This window comes from Dyella sp. RRB7, from assembly GCF_022761115.1.
In the GTDB taxonomy this organism is placed as follows: domain Bacteria; phylum Pseudomonadota; class Gammaproteobacteria; order Xanthomonadales; family Rhodanobacteraceae; genus Dyella.
Genome location: NZ_JAKWJS010000005.1, coordinates 87,749 through 105,247 on the forward strand (window position 1 = coordinate 87,749; position 17,499 = coordinate 105,247).

Here is a 17,499-nt window from a genome sequence, read left to right on the forward strand (position 1 = left end):
GGGTTCGACGGGTGGTCTGTACGTGATGCACGGGGTTCAGGGTAAGAAATTCCCTACGTGAAATCTTGCCAGCGCGCGGAATACGGTCCCTGGGGGCATAATGTCCCCAAATTACAACAATGGTGGACAGGGGCATGCCTTACGACCAGTCGTGGATGGGCTACGGCCTGATAGGTGGGCTGGAGGCCGGAGCCATCGCTCTCGCGGCGGGGCTGGTGTTATTCGGGCTGATTCACCTGCTCGGCCGGACCCAGGGCTGGAGCCTCGGCCTGGAAGCGAGCTGGGCCTATGTGCTGGGCCTGCTGCTGGCGGGCGGTGGCGACCTGTGGAACCTGTTCTACTTCAACTACGGGCGCTTGCAGTCGCTGCAGTTGCTGCGCGCGCGCCTGGCGGAAGTGCATGACCCCGATAGCATCGGCCTGCGCGTGCTTTTCGAATTCATTGGCGCGGGTGCGGGGGTGTTCCTCGGCTGGCTGCTGTTTGCACGTCGTCGTGCCACTCGCTAGCCGGACCTTGGTTTTGCGGCGTGCGCCCGACGTCATGCGCACCGCCGGTTTCGCCTTTCTCTTGCCCCGCGCGTTTTCCCCATGAATGCCCCCACTGAAGAACAGGCCAGCGGCTTGCCGTTGACCCTGCGCATTGTCCAGATCGTGTGCTTCACGTTTCTGGCCTACCTGGTCATCGGCATGCAGCTGGCCGTGCTGCCGCCGTTCGTGCACAACGAGCTGGGCTTCGGGGCGGTGCTGGCGGGGCTGGTGATCAGCACGCAGTACGTCGCCACGCTGCTGAGCCGCGGCTTTGCCGGGCGCACCTCCGATACCGCGGGACCCAAGCGCGCGGCGCTGATCGGCATGGTGGCCTGCGGTGGCAGCGGCTTGTTGATGATCGTCGCTGCCCTGTTGCGCGAATGGCCGGCCGTTTCGCTGGGCGTGATGCTGCTGGCGCGGCTTGCGCTGGGCATGGGCGAAAGCTGCGTGGCCACGGGCTGCATCATGTGGGGCATCGGCCGGGTGGGGGCCGAACACACCGCCAAGGTGATTTCGTGGAATGGCATCGCCACCTATGGCGCGCTGGCCGTGGGCGCGCCGCTGGGCGTGCTGCTGGCGGCCGCCGGCGGGTTTGTCACGATCGGTATCGCGGGGTCGGCATTGATGGTGGTGGCATGGCTGCTGGCCTGGCGGCGACCGGCGGTGCGCGTGGAAGCCGGTGAGCGCTTGCCGATGCACCACGTGTTCGGCCGCGTGGCGCCCTATGGCATGGGCCTGGCCCTGGGTTCGGTAGGCTTTGGCGTCATCGCCACCTTCATCACGCTGTATTACGCCAGCCGGGGCTGGAGCGCCGCGGCGTTGACGCTCAGCGTGTTTGGCGTTTGCTTTGTCGGCATCCGCCTGCTGCTGGGCTGGACCATTGCGTATTTCGGTGGCTATCGCGTGGCGCTGGTGTCGCTGCTGGTCGAATGCGTGGGCCTTGCCGTGCTGGCCACGGCGGGCCAGGTTGGCGTGGCGATGCTGGGTGCGGCGCTGAGCGGCATCGGCTTCTCGCTGATCTTCCCTGCGCTGGGCGTCGAAGCGGTGCAGCGGGTGAGCAGCAGCAATCGCGGCGCGGCGCTGGCGGCGTATTCGGTATTCATCGATGTGGCGCTGGGCATCACCGGCCCGCTCGGCGGCTGGATCGCCGCGGGCGGCAACTATGCGCCGATGTTCGTGGTGGCCGCGCTGATGTCGCTGGCGTCGGCATTGCTGACCGGTGGGCTGTATCTGGTCTACGGCAATACCATGCGCGGTTGATGCTATAGCACCGGATCAAACAGCCGCGCCACGTGCATCGCCAGGCGCCGGAGATACGGCGCCTTGAGGTACTCCGCCTCGGTCACTTCGTGCGCGTGCGAGAAATCCTCCAGCAACATCGCCTCCACCTGCGATGCGAAGGCGCGGTCCACGTTCAACGCGCCGATCTCGAAGTTGAGGCGGAAGGAACGGTTGTCGAGATTCATGCTGCCGACCGAGGCCGTGTCCTCGTCGATCAGCATCACCTTCTCGTGCACGAAGCCCGGCTGATAGCGGAACATGCGGATGCCGGCGCGCACCGCGTCGTGCGCGTACAGCCCGGTGGCAAGGAACACCGCGTGGTGGTCGGGGCGCGCTGGAATCAGCACGCGCACGTCCACACCGCGGAACACCGCCAGGCGCAACGCGGCCATCACGGCCTGGTCCGGCACGAAATAGGGCGTGGTGATCCACAGCCGCTTGCGCGCGGCATGGATGGAGGCGACGAAGAACAGCGAGCAGGTCTCCTGCCGGTCCGCCGGTCCGGTGGCGGCGATCAGCGTATGCGCGCTGCCTTGGTCCGGGTGAGGCGACAGCAGGGGGGGCAGTGCGCCGGTGACCCAGTGCCAGTCTTCGGCGAAGCTGCGTTGCAGGTCGGCCACGGCCGGCCCTTCGATCTGCAAGTGGGTGTCTCGCCATGGCGCCAACGGCGGCTTCAGGCCCAGGTATTCGTCGCCCACGTTGAGGCCGCCGACGAAACCGCGCACGCCATCGACCACCACGATCTTGCGGTGATTGCGAAAGTTGAGCTGGAAGCGATTGCTGCGGCGCTGGGTGGCGAACGGATGGATGCTCACCCCGGCATCGCGCAGCGTTTCCACGTAGTGCCGCGGCAGTGCATGGCTGCCGATGCCGTCGTACAGCACGCACACTTCGACGCCGGCCCGCACGCGTTCCAGCAGCGCCTGCTGCAGCCGGCGTCCCAGCATGTCGTCATGGATGATGAAGAACTGCAGCAGTACGCAATGCTTCGCTTCGCCGATAGCGGCGAGGATGGCGTCGAAGGTCGCATCGCCATTGATCAGCAACTTCAGTTTCTGGCCGGCGTGAAACTGCGTGCCGAGCATGTGCGCAATTTCGCCGTAGCGTGAGCAGGCTTCCGTGGAGGCCGGCCCCGCTGCCAGCTGCACGTGGGCAAGCGCCTGCATCTGCTCGCGGCGCAGGCGATGCAGGTCCACATAGCCATGGAAGCGACTGCGACCCAGATACAGGTAGGGCACCAGGGTGAGGTAGGGCAGCAGCACCAACCCCAGCGCCCAGGCGAACGCGCCCTGCGGTGTGCGCGTGTTCATCACGGCGTGCATGGCCGCCACCACGCCCGCCGCGTGCAGCAGTAGCAGGATGCCGCCGATCGCGCTGGTCAGCATGCCGGGAGCCCGGGTGCGGGCACGTGGCCTTGGATCGACATGATGTCCTCTGTGGTGGTCATGGCTCAGCCCATGGCGTGGCGTACGGCATCGAGCACGTCGTGCTCGCGCCGCTGCAACTCCTGTTGCAGATAATCCACGAACAGGCGGATGCGTGCAGGCAGGTAGCGACGGCTGGGGTAGATCGCATAGACGTGGGCGTCGGGCAGGATCACCTCGGGCAGCAGCGGCACCAGCCGGCCGGCACGCACATCGGCGGCGATATCCCAGGCTGCCTTGAAGGCAAGGCCGTGCCCGGCGACGGCGAGTTCGCGCATGAGGTCACCGTTGTCGCAGGTGATCGCCGCGTCGATGCGCAGCGTGCGCGGCCCTTCGGGTGTCTGCAGGATCCACGGCAGCACGCCGCGACCGGGGCGATGCAGGGTGAGGCAGTCGTGCTGCTGCAGGTCTTCCACGCTGGTGGGTCGGCCGCGACGGGCCAGGTAGGCCGGCGAGGCGCACAGCACGCGGAAATTGTTGGTCAACAGGCGCGACACCAGCCGCGAGTCGGTCATGACGCCGCCGCGCACCGCCACGTCCACGCCGTGTTCGAACAGGTCCAGCATGGCGTCGGTATTGGTCAGGCGCAGGGTCAGGTGGGGGTGTTGCGCCACGAAATCCGCGGCCATCGGCCCGATGTACTGGCGGCCCATGTCGACCGAGGCGGATACATGCAGCTGCCCGCGCACTTCCAGCTGGCCCAGGCCGACCGCCGAGTTGGCGTCGTCCACGTCGGCGATGATGGCCACGCAGCGCTCGTAGTAGATGCTGCCTTCCTCGGTCAGCGCCAGCCGCCGCGAACTGCGTTGCAGCAGCCGCACGCCGAGGGCTTGTTCCAGCCGGGTGAGGCGCTTGCTGGCGGCGGCCGGGGACAGCCCAAGCTCCCGCCCGGCGGCCGACAGGCTGCCATCGGTGACCGCGCGGACGAACAGCCGCATGTCTTCGAAATCGACCATCTTCAACTTTCAGGAAAAGATGCCTGTCTAGTTTGCTCAATTCACGCAGCTTGAGACAAGGTGCACAGTGCTGGACGTTTTCCACCGGAATCGTCATCCCATGAACTCCCGAGCACCCGCCGAGGGCTCCGGCTCCGCCCCTTCATCCGGCGACGCGCCGATCAGCGCGGCCTCGTCCCGCCTGGCCTTGTTTGCCTTGTCGGTGGCGGCGTTTGCCATCGGCACCACCGAATTCGTGATCATGGGCCTGCTGCCCGAAGTGGCTGGCGACCTGCACGTGAGCATCCCCTCGGCCGGCCTGCTGGTGTCCGGCTATGCGCTGGGCGTGGCCGCCGGCGCGCCGTTGCTGGCCGCACTCACCGCGCGGCTGGAGCGACGCAATGCGCTGCTGTTGCTGCTGGGCCTGTTCATCCTGGGCAACGCGTTGTGCGCGGTGGCGCCGAACTATGGCGTGCTGATGGTGGCGCGCGTGGTGGCGGCGTTCTGCCACGGCTCGTTCTTCGGCATTGGCGCGGTGGTGGCCTCGCATATCGTGCCGCGCGACCAGGCCGCCCGTGCCATCGCGCTGATGTTCACCGGGCTGACCCTGGCCAATGTGCTGGGCGTGCCGTTCGGCACCTTCCTGGGTCAATGGGCCGGCTGGCGCGCCACCTTTGGGGCGGTGACCATGCTGGGTGTGCTGGCGGCCATCGCCGTGTGGCGGCTGGTGCCGGCGCTGCCCGGCCTGCCGTCGCCGCATATGCGCCGCGAGCTGGGCGTGTTGCGCCAGCCCCAGGTGTTGCTGGCCCTGGCGATGACGGTGCTGGGCTTTGGCGGCGTGTTCACCGTATTCACCTATATCGCGCCGATCCTGCAACAGCAGTCGCATGTGAGCGTGGGCGCCACCGGCTGGGTGCTGATCCTGTTCGGCGTGGGTACGACGATCGGCAACATGCTTGGCGGGCGTCTCGCCGACTGGCGGCTGATGCCTTCGCTGGCCGGCGTGCTCAGCGTGCTCGCGCTGATCCTGCTGGTCTTTGCATGGACCATGCACGATACCGTTGCCGCCATCGTCACCGTGTTCGTGTGGGGCGTGGCCGCGTTCGCCACGGTGGCGCCGCTGCAGATGCGCGTGGTGCAGCAGGCCAGTGATGGACCGCACCTGGCATCGACGCTCAACATCGCCGCGTTCAATCTCGGCAATGCCATCGGTGCGTTCATCGGCGGCGCCATGATCAACCTGGGGCTGGGCCTGCCTGCCGTCAGCATCGCCGGCGCCGTGGTAACGGTGTTGGGTTTGCTGGTGACGCTGGTGAGCCTGGCACTGGAACGCAGGCGTACGACGTGCATGGCCAACTGTGTGGTCGGCGCCTGAGTCCACGGTTTCGCATTTCACGATGGCCTCCGGCGGCGATCGCTATGCTCGCCGCCGGAGGCCCTTTTATGTCGACCCGTACCTGAGCTGTGCCGGGTCCATCAGGAGAACACCATGAAAGCCGTTGCTTATCGACGCAGCCTGCCCATCGCCGATCCGCAGAGCCTGCTTGACGTGGAACTGCCCGCGCCGGTGGCACAGGGCCGCGACCTGTTGGTGAAGGTCGAGGCCATCTCGGTCAATCCGGTCGACACCAAGGTGCGCCAGCGCACCGACCCGGCGGGTGCCGACAAGGTGCTTGGCTGGGACGCCGCCGGTACGGTGGTGGCGGTGGGCGCCGACGTAACCTTGTTCAAGCCGGGCGATGCCGTCTATTACGCCGGCGCCATCGACCGTCCGGGCAGCAATGCCGAGCTGCAGCTGGTCGATGAGCGCATCGTGGGTCGCAAGCCGGGCACGCTGGATTTCGCGCAGGCCGCGGCGATGCCGTTGACCACGATCACCGCGTGGGAACTGCTGTTCGATCGTCTTGGCGTGGCTCGCGGCAGCAGCGCGCGCAGCGGCGTGGTGCTGGTGGTGGGCGGCGCCGGCGGCGTCGGCTCGATGGCGATCCAGCTGGCGCGACGTCTCACCAACCAGACCGTGATCGGCACCGCGTCGCGCGATGACAGCCGCGCCTGGGTCAAGGACATGGGCGCACATCACGTGGTCGACCATCGTGGCGACCTGGTCGCCGCGGTCAAGGCGGTGGCACCGCAGGGCGTCGACTATGTGTTGAGCCTCACCCACACCGAGCAGCATTTCCCCGCGCTGGTGGAATTGCTCAAGCCACAGGGCAAGCTGGGGCTGATCGATGATCCGACTACGCTGCTGGACATCCGCCTGATGAAGTCCAAGAGCCTCTCGCTGCATTGGGAATTGATGTACACCCGCGCGCTGTACCACACCGAGGACATGCAGGCGCAGCACCGGATACTGGACGAAGCGGCCGACCTGATCGATGCGGGCGTGCTGCGTTGCACCCTGCGCGAGAACCTCGGCGCCATCAACGCGGCGAACCTGCGTCGTGCCCATGCGCAACTGGAAAGCGCCAGCACCATCGGCAAGCTGGTGCTGAGCGGATTCGGCGGCTAAGCAGGCGGCCACGGACCTGACCGGTCCGTGGCCGCTTCGATCACGGCGCGAGGATGCGATCGGCCAGGTTGCGGGCCTGCTGGCGGATTTCCGGCATCGCGGTGGATTCCCACAGCGCGCCGCGCAGCAGGGTACCGATGGCGTAGAAGTGCGGCCAGGTCTGATCGTTGTGCTGCAGGCGGCCTTCGACGGTCGCGATGCAGCCAAGCCCCAGCGGATCGGGGGTCACATGGCCATTGGTGACCAGTTGGCGGACCAACGGGTGCTGGGTGCGGCGCACGTCGGTGTTGAGGCCGACGGTCTGGATCACCAGGTCGGCATCCATCGCGTCGATGCCTTCGCCGTGCGGCAGGCGGATGTCCAGGTGCAGCTTGTCGTTGCTTACCTCCACCGCCTGCAAGCGACCGCGACGGCGCTGCAGCCGGCCCGCCTGTTCCAGTGCCTGCATCGCCGTCATCACCTGCGGCGGCATGCGGTGACGCACGCGCTCCCAGGCCCAGCGGGCATGGCGCAGGAAACGCGAGCGCTCCACGTCGGGCAGCAGGGCCCACAGGCCTGGCGTATGCGGACGCAGGCTGTCGACCACCGTGCGCCAGTCGCTGCTTTGCGCCGCGGCCTCGCGCAACAGGCGGATCCAGCTGCGGATATCCGGCGCGTCGCGCATCGCCTCGATCAGTTCGCCGCTATCGTCCGCGGGCGCGGATGCGGTTTCCAGATGCGGCTCCGGCAGCAGGCCATGCCGTGAAACGGCCACGAACTGCGCGTTGGGCCATTGCTCCGAGAGTTCCAGCAGCACGTCCACCGCTGTCAGGCCAAGGCCGATGATCACTACCTTGCGCGGTCGCGCATCGGGCTTCACCGACGCAAGGAAGCCCCAGGGTTCGGTCACATAGCGTCCGCTGGCGAGCGCCGCCTCGCTGACTCCACCCAGCGGCTGCGGCGGCAGCGAGCCGAGCGCGAGCACGGCCGCGTCGACGCGCGTGTTCTCTTCGCCATGCACGACGGTGACGCCATCGCGCTCGGGCACCACCGCCTCCACCGCGAACGGCAGCACGCGCACGTCATGCCCGGCATCGCTGGCGCGTTCGAGCGCGCGCGCCACCTCCGCCTCCAGATAGTCGCCGTAGAGGCGGCGGGGCAGGAAATCGGTGCCGGCAATGGTGTGGTCGCCGCGCTGGGCGAAGTCGAGAAAGCCGCGCGGCCGGGCCGCGAACATGCTCATGGATGCAGCGCGTACATTCAGCAGATGCCGATCGGAGCGTGTGCCATAGGCCACGCCCCGCGCCGGCGTGCCGCCGCCGGTATACCAATCCAGATGCAACGGCTGCGCCGGCTGGCGTTCCAGCAGCTCGCTCAGCAGCGCTGCCGCTGCAGCGCCGCCGCCGATGATGGCGACCCGTCGATACATGCCACTCCCTTAAATGTTTTGCCAGGGACCGCTAGGCGTACAGGCGGCCCGCGATGGCACTGCGCTGTGGCCTGGCGAGCCAGGGGCCGGTGTCGCCGGCTTTCTCGTATGAGAAGTACTGTGCCAGATCGCCACCATAGACGTGAAGCGTCAATGCGGTTTCCTGTCGTGAGAGATTGCGACAACGGTGCGCATAGCTGTCGTCGGCATCGAACCAGCTGGCATCGCCGGGGCCCAGCCAGTCGCGCCCGCACAGGCGCAGGTTCTGGCCATGCGCGTCGCGTTGCCATGACTCCACTTCAAGCGCGCCATGCAGCGACATCTCAAGGCCCCACAGGCCGCCATGGTCATGGATGGGCGTGGCGAAATTGGCGGGCCATGCCATCACCAGCACGCTGAGTTCGGGTTTGCCGCGCTGCGCCACCAGCCAGCGCTCGAAACCATGGTTGCGCGTGCGCAGGTCGGCAAGGTCGCTGCCGAGCGCTTGCCGGTTCTGATGAACCATGCGGCTCAATTCCCTTGCCATGGAAGCAAGGTCGGGGTGCTCGCCCACGCCGTAGTCAAACGCGATATCACGCAGCGCCTTGAGGTGATGCATGTGTTTGGCCATGCGATGTCACTCGACGGGAACCGGGGGCGCAGTGGACCACGCCCATCGTTAAAGTCCCGTAACCCGGGAGTGGCTCCCGGGGCGCATGCGGCATGACTTTCGCGACATGCGCGGGGAGTGGCAAAAGCGCAGCATGCTGTTCGTCCGGGCCTTGAAATGCGCCCCGTGCGCCTGCATGAGGGCGGTGTGAAGCGGCCGTCGGACAGACCGCAAGGAGGAACGTCATGATTGCGATGAGCGTGCTCTTGATGCTGGTGGTGTCGCTGTGGATGGCAGCGGCGCTTATCGGCCTGGTATTCAAGCTGACCTTTGCGCTGATCGGCGGCCTGTTCAGTGTGGTCGGTGCCGTGCTCGGCATGCTGTTCGGTGGGTTGGCGCTGTTGGTCATGGCGCCGCTGGTGGCACTGGCCTTGTTGCCGTTCTGTCTGCCGGTGATGCTGCTGGTGGCGGTGGTCTGGGCGATTGCGCGTACGGCACGCCGGCCGGCTGGCCCGGCGCCAGCACGCTGAGCTTTCGTTTGCCGTGGAGTGGCCCGGCCTGGCGTGGTTGCCTGCAGGCCGGGCCTTTCCCTTCAGATCCGGCTAGAGCTGGTTGAGGTTGAAGCTCACCGGTACGCGGGCCCAGGCGCGCACCGCTTGCCCGTTCACCATCGCCGGCTGGAATTTCCAGCCCTGCAGCACCTGTTCGCGCGCACTGCGATCGAGCAAGGCATAGCCGCTGCTCTGTTCGACGGTGGCCTCCTGCGGCACGCCTTGTTCGTCCACCAGCACCTTCAGCAGCACGGTGCCCTGCATGTGTCCACGCAATGCCTGCGATGGATATTTCAGCGGAATGGCGCGATAGGCCAGGGTGGCCTCGACCGGGCCGGCCACGGTGGCCGACGGCGTGGCATGCCCGTCCGTGGCCAGGCTGGGCGGCGTGGCCGGCAGCGGGTTGGCGCTCGCTTCGCTGGTGAGCGCTGGCGGCGATATCGGCAGGGGCGGCGTATGCGGCTGCGGAATCGCCTTGGGCTGCACGATCGGCTTGAGCTCGATTGGCGGTGGTTCGACCGCCTTGGGCGGTGGCGGAATGAAATGGACTTCGGTCTGTGACAGCTGTTGCAGCTGTTCCACCCATGGCGGCGCCATCGGCCGCAGCACGGCCAGCAGGGCCACCAGGTTGATGGCTATCGCGAAGCTCAGCGCGGCGATGCGTGCGCTGTCGGGATGGGCATGACGGGGTACGGCCAGGCTTGCGGACGACATAAGCGACCTCCTGACGTTTCGATGTTGGATGGGCACCCGGCACGCTGCGTGGGGACGCAGTGGGGATCGTGTGGATGCGCATCCAGCCTATGCTCGTCGAAAGCGCTTGCACAAGTGGCCGTATGGAAGGCTATCCTGTGCGGCGCACTGCGGGAGTGCCTGCCGGGAATTTTTCAGTGCGCCACCAGCATGGGTACATCGCCGTGCATGAACAGGTGGCGGGTGGTGCCACCCAGCACCATTTGCGCCAGCCGCGAGCGGCTCCAGGCGCCCATCACGATAAGGTCGGCCCCGGTGCGATGCGCGATGTCCAGCAAGGCTGCGCCGGCGGCATGGCTGGGACCGCTGTCGAATACCTCGATGCTCGCTTGAATGCCGTGTCGCTGCAGCCAGTCGACCAGCCCCGGTGGTGGCAACACCGGCAACATCTCGGCGTTCATCTCGCTGCCGTCGAGCACGCGTATCTGCTCGGCCTTTTTCAGGATGGGCACGGCGGCGGCGAGTGCGAGAGCCGATTCGCGGCTGCCGTTCCAGGCGACCACTATGTTCGCGCCGAGGCTGGCGACGGGCGCCAGGTCCGGCACCACCAGCACCGGTCGCCCGCTGGCGAAGACACAGCGTGACACCGAGCCGAAGCCCACCGGTGCATCACTGCGTTGCTGGCTGCGCTCCATCACCAGCAGGTCGTAACCGGAGGCCGCCTGGCTGACGGTTTGCACGGTGTCGCCCTGGGTCACCCGCCAGGCACCGGTAAGCGCATGGGCGGCCAGCGCCTGCTGCCAGTGGCCCAGGTGAGCGCGTGCCTCGGCGACGCGGCGCTGGGTTTCCTCCAGCTGGACCGGCACGGCCTCGGGCAGGCTGAAGGCGGTGGCGGGGAGGTCGGCGACATAGAGGGCATCCAGCCGCGCGTCGAGCCGGCGAGCCAGCGCCAGGGCCGCCCGCGGCGCGGCAACGCCCAGGTCCAGGTGGTCCAGATGCAACAGCAGGTCGATGGCTGACATCGCGCGGTTCTCCTGATTCCCGATCCGGGTCCAGCTTAGAGCCTGCCATGGACGCCCGTGTAGCCCGCGTTGTCACGGATGGGGGCAAAAAAAAGCCCCGCACAGGGTGGCGGGGCGGCAAGGCCGGGCATCGGGGGAGAGAGAGGGGATGCCCGGTGTGGTGATTCTGCGGAACCGTGACTTGTGTTGGCGTACAGCGCGGGTGAAAGAAGTATTCACGTCGCAGACGGCGGCGGCTCGCCAGAATCGTCGAACCGTCTCGCCCTGGCGAAGCCGGCATCAGACAGGAGAGAGTGCATGACGATGTGGAAAAGCATGGGTGCGGTGGCGCTGGCACTGGCCGGTTGGGTCATGGTGAGTCCGGCGCACGCGGGCGACATCGAGTGCAAGATGAATTTCCGCCTGTCGGGCTGGTCAGTGTTCTATCAGACCGCCACTGGCAGCGGCACCGTCCATTGCAGCAACGGCCAGAGCATGGCCGTGCATATCCGCGTGAAGGGCGGCGGCATCACCTTCGGCAAGAGTCAGATCGATAATGGCGTGGGCAAATTCTCCGGGGTGACCAGCCTCAGCGAGATCAAGGGCCACTATGCCGACGCCGGCGTACACGCGGGTGCGTCCAAGTCCGCGGGGGCGCGGGTGATGACCAAGGGCAATGTCTCGCTGGCCCTCAGCGGCACCGGCAAGGGCTGGGACCTGGGCGTGGCGTTCGGGGCTTTCATCATCGAGTGACGCAGTTTCGTACGCCACGCCTGGCTTGCATTCGATCGCGGGCCGGCTAAGGTGGCGCAATCCGTACGCTTTGGTACGTTTTGTTCGACGAGGAACTCCCCATGTCCGCCCTCTCCGGCACGGCTCTCCCCCGTTATGGCTTCGGCGACGAACTCGCCAGCAGCGTCATCCATGGCATCGGCATTTTGCTGAGCATTGCCGGGTTGGCCATCCTGGTGGCCTTCGCCTCGCTTTACGGTGATGCACGTGACGTGGTGGCCTGTGCCGTGTTCGGCACCACGCTGATCCTCTGCTATACGGCGTCCACGCTCTATCACTCCATTCCCGGCGTGCTGGCCAAGCGTGTGCTGCGCACGTTCGACCATATCGCGATCTTCCTGCTGATCGCCGGCACCTATACGCCGTTCACCCTGATCGCGCTGCCCGGCGCGTGGGGCTGGAGCCTGTTCAGCATCATCTGGGCGCTGGCGATCATGGGGAGTGCGCTGGAGCTTGGCTTGCTCAAGCAATACCGCAAGCTGGCCGTGCTGATGTATGTGGGCATGGGCTGGGTGGGGTTGATCGCGTTCAAGCCGCTCTCCCAGCATCTGCAGACCGGCGGCATGGTGTTGCTGATCGCGGGCGGCGTGGCCTACACGCTGGGCGTGCCGTTCTACCTGTGGCGCAAGCTGCCGTATCACCATTCGGTGTGGCATTTCTTCGTGTTGGCCGGCAGCGTGCTGCACTACCTGGCCGTACTGTTCTACGTGATTCCCGACGCGCCGGCGTGAATCACGCGCCCGACGCGCTGCGTCGAGATCCCGTTTTGTTTCAAGCGGAAGAAAAGGCCGCGCGCGAAGGCGCGGCCTCGATGGGCAACGGGGACAGCGAGGTCCCCGCCGACATCACTTCTTCTGTTGCGACGGGATGAACTGTGTGCGCACCGCCTCGGCGAGCTGTTCGGGCGGCAACAGGCCCTGGCCGATCACGAAGTCGTTGAAGGCCTGGCGGTTGAAGTTCTTGCCCAGTGCCAGCTCGGCATTCAATCGGGTCTGTTGCAGGCGCATATAGCCGTAGAAGTAGGCCGTGGCCTGGCCGGGACTGTCGAAGGTGTAGCGGTCCAGTTCCTGGCGCGTCATCGCTTCGGACAGGCCCACGTCATTGCGCAACACGTCGTGCGCGCGTTCCTTGCTGATCAGGCCGAGGTTGAGCATCGGGTCGAGGTATGCGCGGGCCGCGCGCATCAGGCGGGCCTGCAGGGCGGCGAACTGGCCGGCCGGCGGCTCGTACGGCAGCATTTCCGATTCGGCATACAGCGCCCAGCCTTCCACGTTGACGCTGTTGAAGGCGAACAGGCTGCGCGCCAGCGACACGCCGCGCTCCACCATCGCCGCGAACTGCAGTTCGTGGCCCGGGCGACCTTCATGCGAGGTGAGCGTCCAGGCTGCGGCTTTATAGGTGAAGTCGTCATACGCATCGGACTTGTCGCCGCTGGCCGACGGGTTGCCCATGGTCAGCACGAAAGTGCCTTGTTCGCCGTGGTTGTTGATGAAGGGCGGCGGGTCCATGTGCGGCGCGGGCACGGCGGCGGCTTCCGCTTCCGAGGCCAGGCGCATCTGCATCTTGCGCTGCGGCAGCGTCACGATGTGCTCGCGGCGGATGATGTCTTCGATCTTGCCGATGATGTCGTGATACCACGGCACCACATCGTCCTTGCCCAGTTGCTGTTGCTTGAGCGCCTTGAGCACGTCGCGATAGTCGGTGGCCTGGATGCCCTCGGCCTTGGCCACCACCGGCGCCATCATCTGCATGGTGGAACGCAGCTCCACGAACTCCAGCTGCGCTTCCTTGATGAGCTGTTCCGGCGGAATGTCGATGCCGACCTGCTTGAGATCGTAGGCATACATCGGTTCGGGCAGGCGGAAGTCCGCGCGGGCGCGCGGCACGATGGTGGTGCGCACCCAGGCGTCGTAGTCCTTCAGCTGGCTGTCCAGTGCATCGAGCGCGGCCTTGCCCTCGGCATCGTCGAGCTTGTACTTGGTGAACAGCTGGCGGATGCCATCGGCGTAGCGCTGGGTGTTGGAAAGCTTCTGCTCCACTTCACCCTTGTAGGGGCCGATCAGGTCCTTCTCGCCGAGGCGGGCCGTGGTCTGCGCCTTGGCCAGCTCGGTGATCGGCGTGCAGCCCGGCGCCTTGCCGACATAGCATTCCAGGCGCTTGAGCGCGGACGGGCGACGCTTGGCGTCCACGTCGTCCTTCAGCAGCACGAACTCGCCGTTGAAGATCAGCTCGCCGACGTCCTGGTACGGCAGCATGTACTTGTGGTTGAGGTCGATGCCTTCGATCTGCAGGTCGGCGGCCTTGATCAGGATCTGCAGATCCTGCCGCACGTTGGTGTCCTTCTCGTCGGCCAGCATTTTCCCCAGCCTGGTCTTGGCGTCCACCAGCGCGGCGCGCGAGCGCGCATCCACGTCCGGCTTGAGGTCGACCACCTTGTCGTCGAAGCCGGGCAGGCCGACCTGCGAAGCGAATTCCGGGTTGAACCTGGCCAGTACCTCCAGCATCACCTTGGAGTCGGCATTGCTGCGTTCGATCCAGCTGGGCGTCTTCGTATCGGCTTGGGCCGAGCCGGCCGCGGCGAGCGCAACGGCCATGGTTAGGGCGAGACGTTTGATCATGATTGGAGATCCCCGGGGAGGAAGTGCATCGAGCCTAAAGGGGGCCGTGCGTCCCGCCATGTGCCGAAGGTCGCAGGCCGTCAAACCAGCATGGCGAAGGCGAACAGCCCGATCATCATGAAGGAGATCACCAGCTTGACCAGCGTACCGAACAACAGTCCCAGCCAGGTGCCCACGCCCACATGGGCCGAACGCAGCACGCTGGTACCCGAGGCCAGCTCGCCCAGCACCGCGCCGACGAACGGGCCGAGCAGCAGGCCGGCGATGCCGAGGAACATGCCGACCAGCGTGCCCAGCGCAGCACCCCACAGCGCCAGCTTGCTGGCGCCCACGCGCTTGGCGCCGAGCGTGCTGGCCACCAAGTCGACCACTACGCCCAGGGCGCCGAGCGCACCGATCACCACCAGCCAGCCCGTCCTCAGGTGCCGATAATCATCCACCGCCGCGACCAGCCAGATGCCGCCGAAGATCATCGGGATGCCCGGCAGCGCCGGCAGGATGGTGCCGGCCAGGCCCGCCACGATCAACGCGGCGGCCAGCAGGTACAGCACGATCTCCAGCATGGTGTTCTCCGCGCGGTGGCAGCGGGCGGCTGCCGGATCGGCGACAATATGCCCGAATGCGGTGCCGGCCACGAATGCGCGCCGCTCGATGGCTGGCGGACGACCTGTGGATACCTCGCGCGACACCTTGCTCAAAGCCGACGAACTCGGGCGCATCGAAATGACCGAGCGCGGCGGTGTGCCCGTGATCCGTCGCGACATTGTGGCGGCACGCTGGTGGGCGCGTTCGTTCGCGCGGCGGGCGGCGGCACGCGAGGCGCGCGCCCTGGCCAAGCTCGACGGCATCGACGGCGTGCCGGCATTGCTGGGCTGGAACGGTCACGAGCTGCTGCGCGGCTACATCGCCGGCGCCCCCATGCAGCAGGCGCAGCCTCGCGACAAGGCTTATTACCGCGATGCCTTGCGCCTGCTCGCGCGCCTGCATCGGCGTGGCATCGTGCACAACGACCTGGCCAAGGAACCGAACTGGCTGGTGCGTATCGATGGCCGCCCGGCGCTGGTGGATTTCCAGATTGCCTGGACCCGGGGGCGGCGTGGTCCGCTGTTCCGCTTGCTGGCGCGTGAAGACGTGCGTCACCTGCTCAAGCACAAGCGCACGTATTGTCCGCAGGCGTTGAGCGCGCGCCAGCGCGCCATCCTCGGCACGCCCGCGCCCCATGCGCGAGTGTGGCGTGCGACCGGCAAGCGTCTCTACAAGCTCATCGCCCGCCGCGTGTTCGGCTACTGGGACAACGAAGGCCAGGGCCGCGTGCGCGATTGACCACGCGGCCCGCCGCGATCACTTCTCGACGAACGCCCGCTCGATCACATAGTCGCCCGGCTCGCGCGTACGCGGCGACACCTGGAAGCCGCGGCTGTCGAGCAGGGCGCAGGTATCGTCCAGCATCGAGGGGCTGCCGCACAGCATCACGCGATCGATGGCCGGGTCCAGCGGCGGCAGGCCGGTGGCCTTGCCCATCGCGCCATCCACGATGGCGTCGGTGATGCGACCCTGGTTGCGGAACGCTTCGCGCGTCACCGTGGGGTAGTAGATCAGCTTCTCGCGCACCAATTCGCCGAGGTACTCGTGCTGGGGCAGTTCCTGCTCCAGATAGTCCCTGTAGGCCAGGTCGTTGACGTTGCGCACGCCGTGCGCGATCACGATTTTCTCGTAGCGCTCGTAGGTTTCCGGGTCGCGCACCAGGCTCATGAACGGCGCCAGCCCGGTGCCGGTGCCAAGCAGGTAGAGGTGCTTGCCCGGCTTGAGGTCGTTGAGCACCAGCGTGCCGGTGGGCTTGCGGCTGACGATCAGCGGGTCGCCCGGCTTGAGGTGCTGCAGGCGCGAGGTCAGCGGGCCATCCGGCACCTTGATGCTGAAGAACTCCAGGTGCTCCTCGTAGTTCGCGCTGGCGATGGAATAGGCGCGCATCAGCGGGCGCCCCTCCACCTCCAGCCCGATCATCACGAACTGGCCGCTGTCGAAGCGGAAGCCAGGGTCGCGCGTGGTGCGGAAGCTGAAGAGACTGTCGTTCCAGTGGTGCACGTCGATCACGTGCTCCGTCGCCAATGCCACCATTGCCGGTTACCGTCGCTAGGAAAGAAGGGGCTGCGGGCAAGCCATCGACCAGAGGCCGACGCCGGACTCGTATGGGGAAGGCGGAACGCCGCTGCGCCTGACGAGTGCTGCCCTTAGGTTGCAGCGCATAAGTGCGCATTATGCCATTGCCCGGCACGCTGTTCATGCGGTGCCGGGCGCGCCGTCCGCATCGGCGCGGGCGGGCTCCCGGCAAGGCCCCGCATGGCGGGACGCCCGGCGCGGGCGGCTTTTGGGACTCGCGGCACGCAAATTACTGCGGCATCATGCCGCGCGGAGGGTCGGCGGGACGCCGGGATGGCCTGCCACGACATCCTCGATCCGACATCGCCAGGGGATAGGGCATGACGCAGGACGTGGAGCAACCCATCATCGATCGGCAAGCGGGGCAGCGGCATCTCGAGCGGCTGGTGATGCTGTCCGATGGCATCTTTGCCATTGCCATCACGCTGTCGGCGATCGAAATCAGGCCGGAGCAGCAGGACGGCGCCTCGTTGTGGCAGGCGTGGGCCGTGCCGCTGGCGATCTATTTCCTGAGCTTCTTCCTGATCGGGCAGGTGTGGATGGTGCACCGGCGCATCGTGTCGCATCTGCGCGACATCGACGGGCCCGGCACCGTCATCAACATGCTGTTGCTGAGCCTGGTGGCGCTGGTGCCGGTGGTGGTGCGCTTCACCATCACCCATCCCAGCCAGGGCCAGGCGGTGATCGTCTATGCGCTCTCCTTTGTCATCACCTATGGCTGCATGGCGCTGCTGTGGGCTTATGTCGCCTTCATCGCCAGGCTGGCGCCCGAGCTGCCGCGCGCGGCAGCGCGCGAACTGCTGTTCAAGCTGATCTTCGCGGTGGTCCTGTGCGCTGCCGCGATGCTGTACCTGCTCGGCTCCCTGGTGGGGGCCTGCGTGTTTGGCCTGGCCGCGGCGGGGGTGCGCTGGCTGGCCTGGCGCCAGGGCCGGCGGGCGGCCACGGTGCCCTGACCGAGCCGGTACAATAGGCCGCATGTCAGCCCCCGCCTCACCGCTTCGCCAGCCGCTG

General features: G+C 66.8%; 18 protein-coding genes. 9 read left to right on the forward strand and 9 right to left on the reverse strand.

Going from position 1 to position 17,499, the window contains the following annotated elements; translation table 11 throughout:
- Positions 1-134 precede the first annotated feature (134 nt).
- Entirely contained in the window at positions 135-506 is a 372-nt protein-coding gene (locus MJ606_RS12895) for a hypothetical protein (RefSeq protein ID WP_243049937.1), read from the forward strand.
- Between the two features lie 81 nt (positions 507-587).
- Positions 588-1,787 (forward strand): MFS transporter, encoded by a 1,200-nt coding sequence (locus MJ606_RS12900; RefSeq protein WP_243049938.1) that lies wholly within the window; start codon positions 588-590, stop codon positions 1,785-1,787.
- A gap of 2 nt (positions 1,788-1,789) precedes the next feature.
- Here the strand turns inward: MJ606_RS12900 and cls are convergent, their stop codons facing one another.
- A complete protein-coding gene (cls, locus tag MJ606_RS12905) occupies positions 1,790-3,193 on the reverse strand; it encodes a cardiolipin synthase (protein ID WP_243049939.1) in 1,404 nt (467 codons plus the stop codon).
- 65 nt (positions 3,194-3,258) lie between these two features.
- Positions 3,259-4,188, reverse strand: coding sequence for a LysR family transcriptional regulator (locus MJ606_RS12910; RefSeq protein ID WP_243049940.1), 930 nt, complete (start codon positions 4,186-4,188; stop codon positions 3,259-3,261).
- A 100-nt stretch (positions 4,189-4,288) separates the two neighbouring features.
- Here MJ606_RS12910 and MJ606_RS12915 point away from each other — a divergent pair, with 100 nt between their 5' ends.
- Positions 4,289-5,542, forward strand: a complete 1,254-nt coding sequence (locus tag MJ606_RS12915; protein WP_279236839.1) for an MFS transporter — start codon at positions 4,289-4,291, stop codon at positions 5,540-5,542.
- A 114-nt stretch (positions 5,543-5,656) separates the two neighbouring features.
- Positions 5,657-6,676: a zinc-binding alcohol dehydrogenase family protein gene (locus MJ606_RS12920; RefSeq protein WP_243049941.1), complete on the forward strand. Its 1,020-nt coding sequence runs from the start codon at positions 5,657-5,659 to the stop codon at positions 6,674-6,676.
- A gap of 40 nt (positions 6,677-6,716) precedes the next feature.
- On the opposite strand, the gene MJ606_RS12925 is transcribed toward MJ606_RS12920, so the two are convergent.
- Positions 6,717-8,084 carry an FAD/NAD(P)-binding protein gene (locus MJ606_RS12925; protein ID WP_243049942.1) on the reverse strand — a complete coding sequence of 456 codons (1,368 nt, stop codon included), beginning with the start codon at positions 8,082-8,084 and terminating at the stop codon, positions 6,717-6,719.
- A 31-nt stretch (positions 8,085-8,115) separates the two neighbouring features.
- Positions 8,116-8,694 (reverse strand): cysteine dioxygenase family protein, encoded by a 579-nt coding sequence (locus MJ606_RS12930; RefSeq protein WP_243049943.1) that lies wholly within the window; start codon positions 8,692-8,694, stop codon positions 8,116-8,118.
- A 224-nt stretch (positions 8,695-8,918) separates the two neighbouring features.
- Here MJ606_RS12930 and MJ606_RS12935 point away from each other — a divergent pair, with 224 nt between their 5' ends.
- Positions 8,919-9,203: a hypothetical protein gene (locus MJ606_RS12935; RefSeq protein WP_243049944.1), complete on the forward strand. Its 285-nt coding sequence runs from the start codon at positions 8,919-8,921 to the stop codon at positions 9,201-9,203.
- Between the two features lie 72 nt (positions 9,204-9,275).
- On the opposite strand, the gene MJ606_RS12940 is transcribed toward MJ606_RS12935, so the two are convergent.
- Together MJ606_RS12940 and MJ606_RS12945 are read right to left on the reverse strand one after the other, a co-directional pair.
- Positions 9,276-9,938, reverse strand: a complete 663-nt coding sequence (locus MJ606_RS12940) for an energy transducer TonB (protein WP_243049945.1) — start codon at positions 9,936-9,938, stop codon at positions 9,276-9,278.
- A 173-nt stretch (positions 9,939-10,111) separates the two neighbouring features.
- A complete protein-coding gene (locus MJ606_RS12945; protein WP_243049946.1) occupies positions 10,112-10,939 on the reverse strand; it encodes a universal stress protein in 828 nt (275 codons plus the stop codon).
- 303 nt (positions 10,940-11,242) lie between these two features.
- Here MJ606_RS12945 and MJ606_RS12950 point away from each other — a divergent pair, with 303 nt between their 5' ends.
- Positions 11,243-11,671: a hypothetical protein gene (locus MJ606_RS12950; RefSeq protein ID WP_243050110.1), complete on the forward strand. Its 429-nt coding sequence runs from the start codon at positions 11,243-11,245 to the stop codon at positions 11,669-11,671.
- Between the two features lie 101 nt (positions 11,672-11,772).
- Positions 11,773-12,441 (forward strand): hemolysin III family protein, encoded by a 669-nt coding sequence (locus MJ606_RS12955; RefSeq protein WP_243049947.1) that lies wholly within the window; start codon positions 11,773-11,775, stop codon positions 12,439-12,441.
- Positions 12,442-12,555: 114 nt separating this feature from the next.
- On the opposite strand, the gene MJ606_RS12960 is transcribed toward MJ606_RS12955, so the two are convergent.
- Both MJ606_RS12960 and MJ606_RS12965 read right to left on the reverse strand, forming a co-directional pair.
- On the reverse strand, positions 12,556-14,328 hold the full coding sequence (locus tag MJ606_RS12960) for a DUF885 domain-containing protein (RefSeq protein WP_243049948.1): 1,773 nt from the start codon (positions 14,326-14,328) through the stop codon (positions 12,556-12,558).
- Positions 14,329-14,408: 80 nt separating this feature from the next.
- Entirely contained in the window at positions 14,409-14,888 is a 480-nt protein-coding gene (locus MJ606_RS12965; protein ID WP_243050111.1) for a DUF456 family protein, read from the reverse strand.
- 109 nt (positions 14,889-14,997) lie between these two features.
- Between MJ606_RS12965 and MJ606_RS12970 the strand changes: the two genes are divergently transcribed.
- Positions 14,998-15,651: an RIO1 family regulatory kinase/ATPase gene (locus MJ606_RS12970; protein WP_243049949.1), complete on the forward strand. Its 654-nt coding sequence runs from the start codon at positions 14,998-15,000 to the stop codon at positions 15,649-15,651.
- Positions 15,652-15,669: 18 nt separating this feature from the next.
- Here the strand turns inward: MJ606_RS12970 and MJ606_RS12975 are convergent, their stop codons facing one another.
- On the reverse strand, positions 15,670-16,446 hold the full coding sequence (locus MJ606_RS12975; protein WP_243049950.1) for a ferredoxin--NADP reductase: 777 nt from the start codon (positions 16,444-16,446) through the stop codon (positions 15,670-15,672).
- A 362-nt stretch (positions 16,447-16,808) separates the two neighbouring features.
- Here MJ606_RS12975 and MJ606_RS12980 point away from each other — a divergent pair, with 362 nt between their 5' ends.
- Positions 16,809-17,441: a TMEM175 family protein gene (locus MJ606_RS12980; protein WP_243049951.1), complete on the forward strand. Its 633-nt coding sequence runs from the start codon at positions 16,809-16,811 to the stop codon at positions 17,439-17,441.
- Positions 17,442-17,499 lie beyond the last annotated feature (58 nt).

Bases quoted from the DNA above. Each gene is read 5' to 3' on its own strand.
- cls (WP_243049939.1), bottom strand. From the start codon at position 3,193: ATGCTGACCAGCGCGATCGGCGGCATCCTGCTACTGCTGCACGCGGCG.
- MJ606_RS12975 (WP_243049950.1), bottom strand. From the start codon at position 16,446: ATGGTGGCATTGGCGACGGAGCACGTGATCGACGTGCACCACTGGAAC.
- MJ606_RS12955 (WP_243049947.1), top strand. From the start codon at position 11,773: ATGTCCGCCCTCTCCGGCACGGCTCTCCCCCGTTATGGCTTCGGCGAC.
- MJ606_RS12940 (WP_243049945.1), bottom strand. From the start codon at position 9,938: ATGTCGTCCGCAAGCCTGGCCGTACCCCGTCATGCCCATCCCGACAGC.
- MJ606_RS12925 (WP_243049942.1), bottom strand. From the start codon at position 8,084: ATGTATCGACGGGTCGCCATCATCGGCGGCGGCGCTGCAGCGGCAGCG.
- MJ606_RS12915 (WP_279236839.1), top strand. From the start codon at position 4,289: ATGAACTCCCGAGCACCCGCCGAGGGCTCCGGCTCCGCCCCTTCATCC.
- MJ606_RS12980 (WP_243049951.1), top strand. From the start codon at position 16,809: ATGACGCAGGACGTGGAGCAACCCATCATCGATCGGCAAGCGGGGCAG.
- MJ606_RS12910 (WP_243049940.1), bottom strand. From the start codon at position 4,188: ATGGTCGATTTCGAAGACATGCGGCTGTTCGTCCGCGCGGTCACCGAT.
- MJ606_RS12920 (WP_243049941.1), top strand. From the start codon at position 5,657: ATGAAAGCCGTTGCTTATCGACGCAGCCTGCCCATCGCCGATCCGCAG.
- MJ606_RS12945 (WP_243049946.1), bottom strand. From the start codon at position 10,939: ATGTCAGCCATCGACCTGCTGTTGCATCTGGACCACCTGGACCTGGGC.
- MJ606_RS12930 (WP_243049943.1), bottom strand. From the start codon at position 8,694: ATGGCCAAACACATGCATCACCTCAAGGCGCTGCGTGATATCGCGTTT.
- MJ606_RS12935 (WP_243049944.1), top strand. From the start codon at position 8,919: ATGATTGCGATGAGCGTGCTCTTGATGCTGGTGGTGTCGCTGTGGATG.
- MJ606_RS12900 (WP_243049938.1), top strand. From the start codon at position 588: ATGAATGCCCCCACTGAAGAACAGGCCAGCGGCTTGCCGTTGACCCTG.
- MJ606_RS12895 (WP_243049937.1), top strand. From the start codon at position 135: ATGCCTTACGACCAGTCGTGGATGGGCTACGGCCTGATAGGTGGGCTG.
- MJ606_RS12950 (WP_243050110.1), top strand. From the start codon at position 11,243: ATGTGGAAAAGCATGGGTGCGGTGGCGCTGGCACTGGCCGGTTGGGTC.
- MJ606_RS12960 (WP_243049948.1), bottom strand. From the start codon at position 14,328: ATGATCAAACGTCTCGCCCTAACCATGGCCGTTGCGCTCGCCGCGGCC.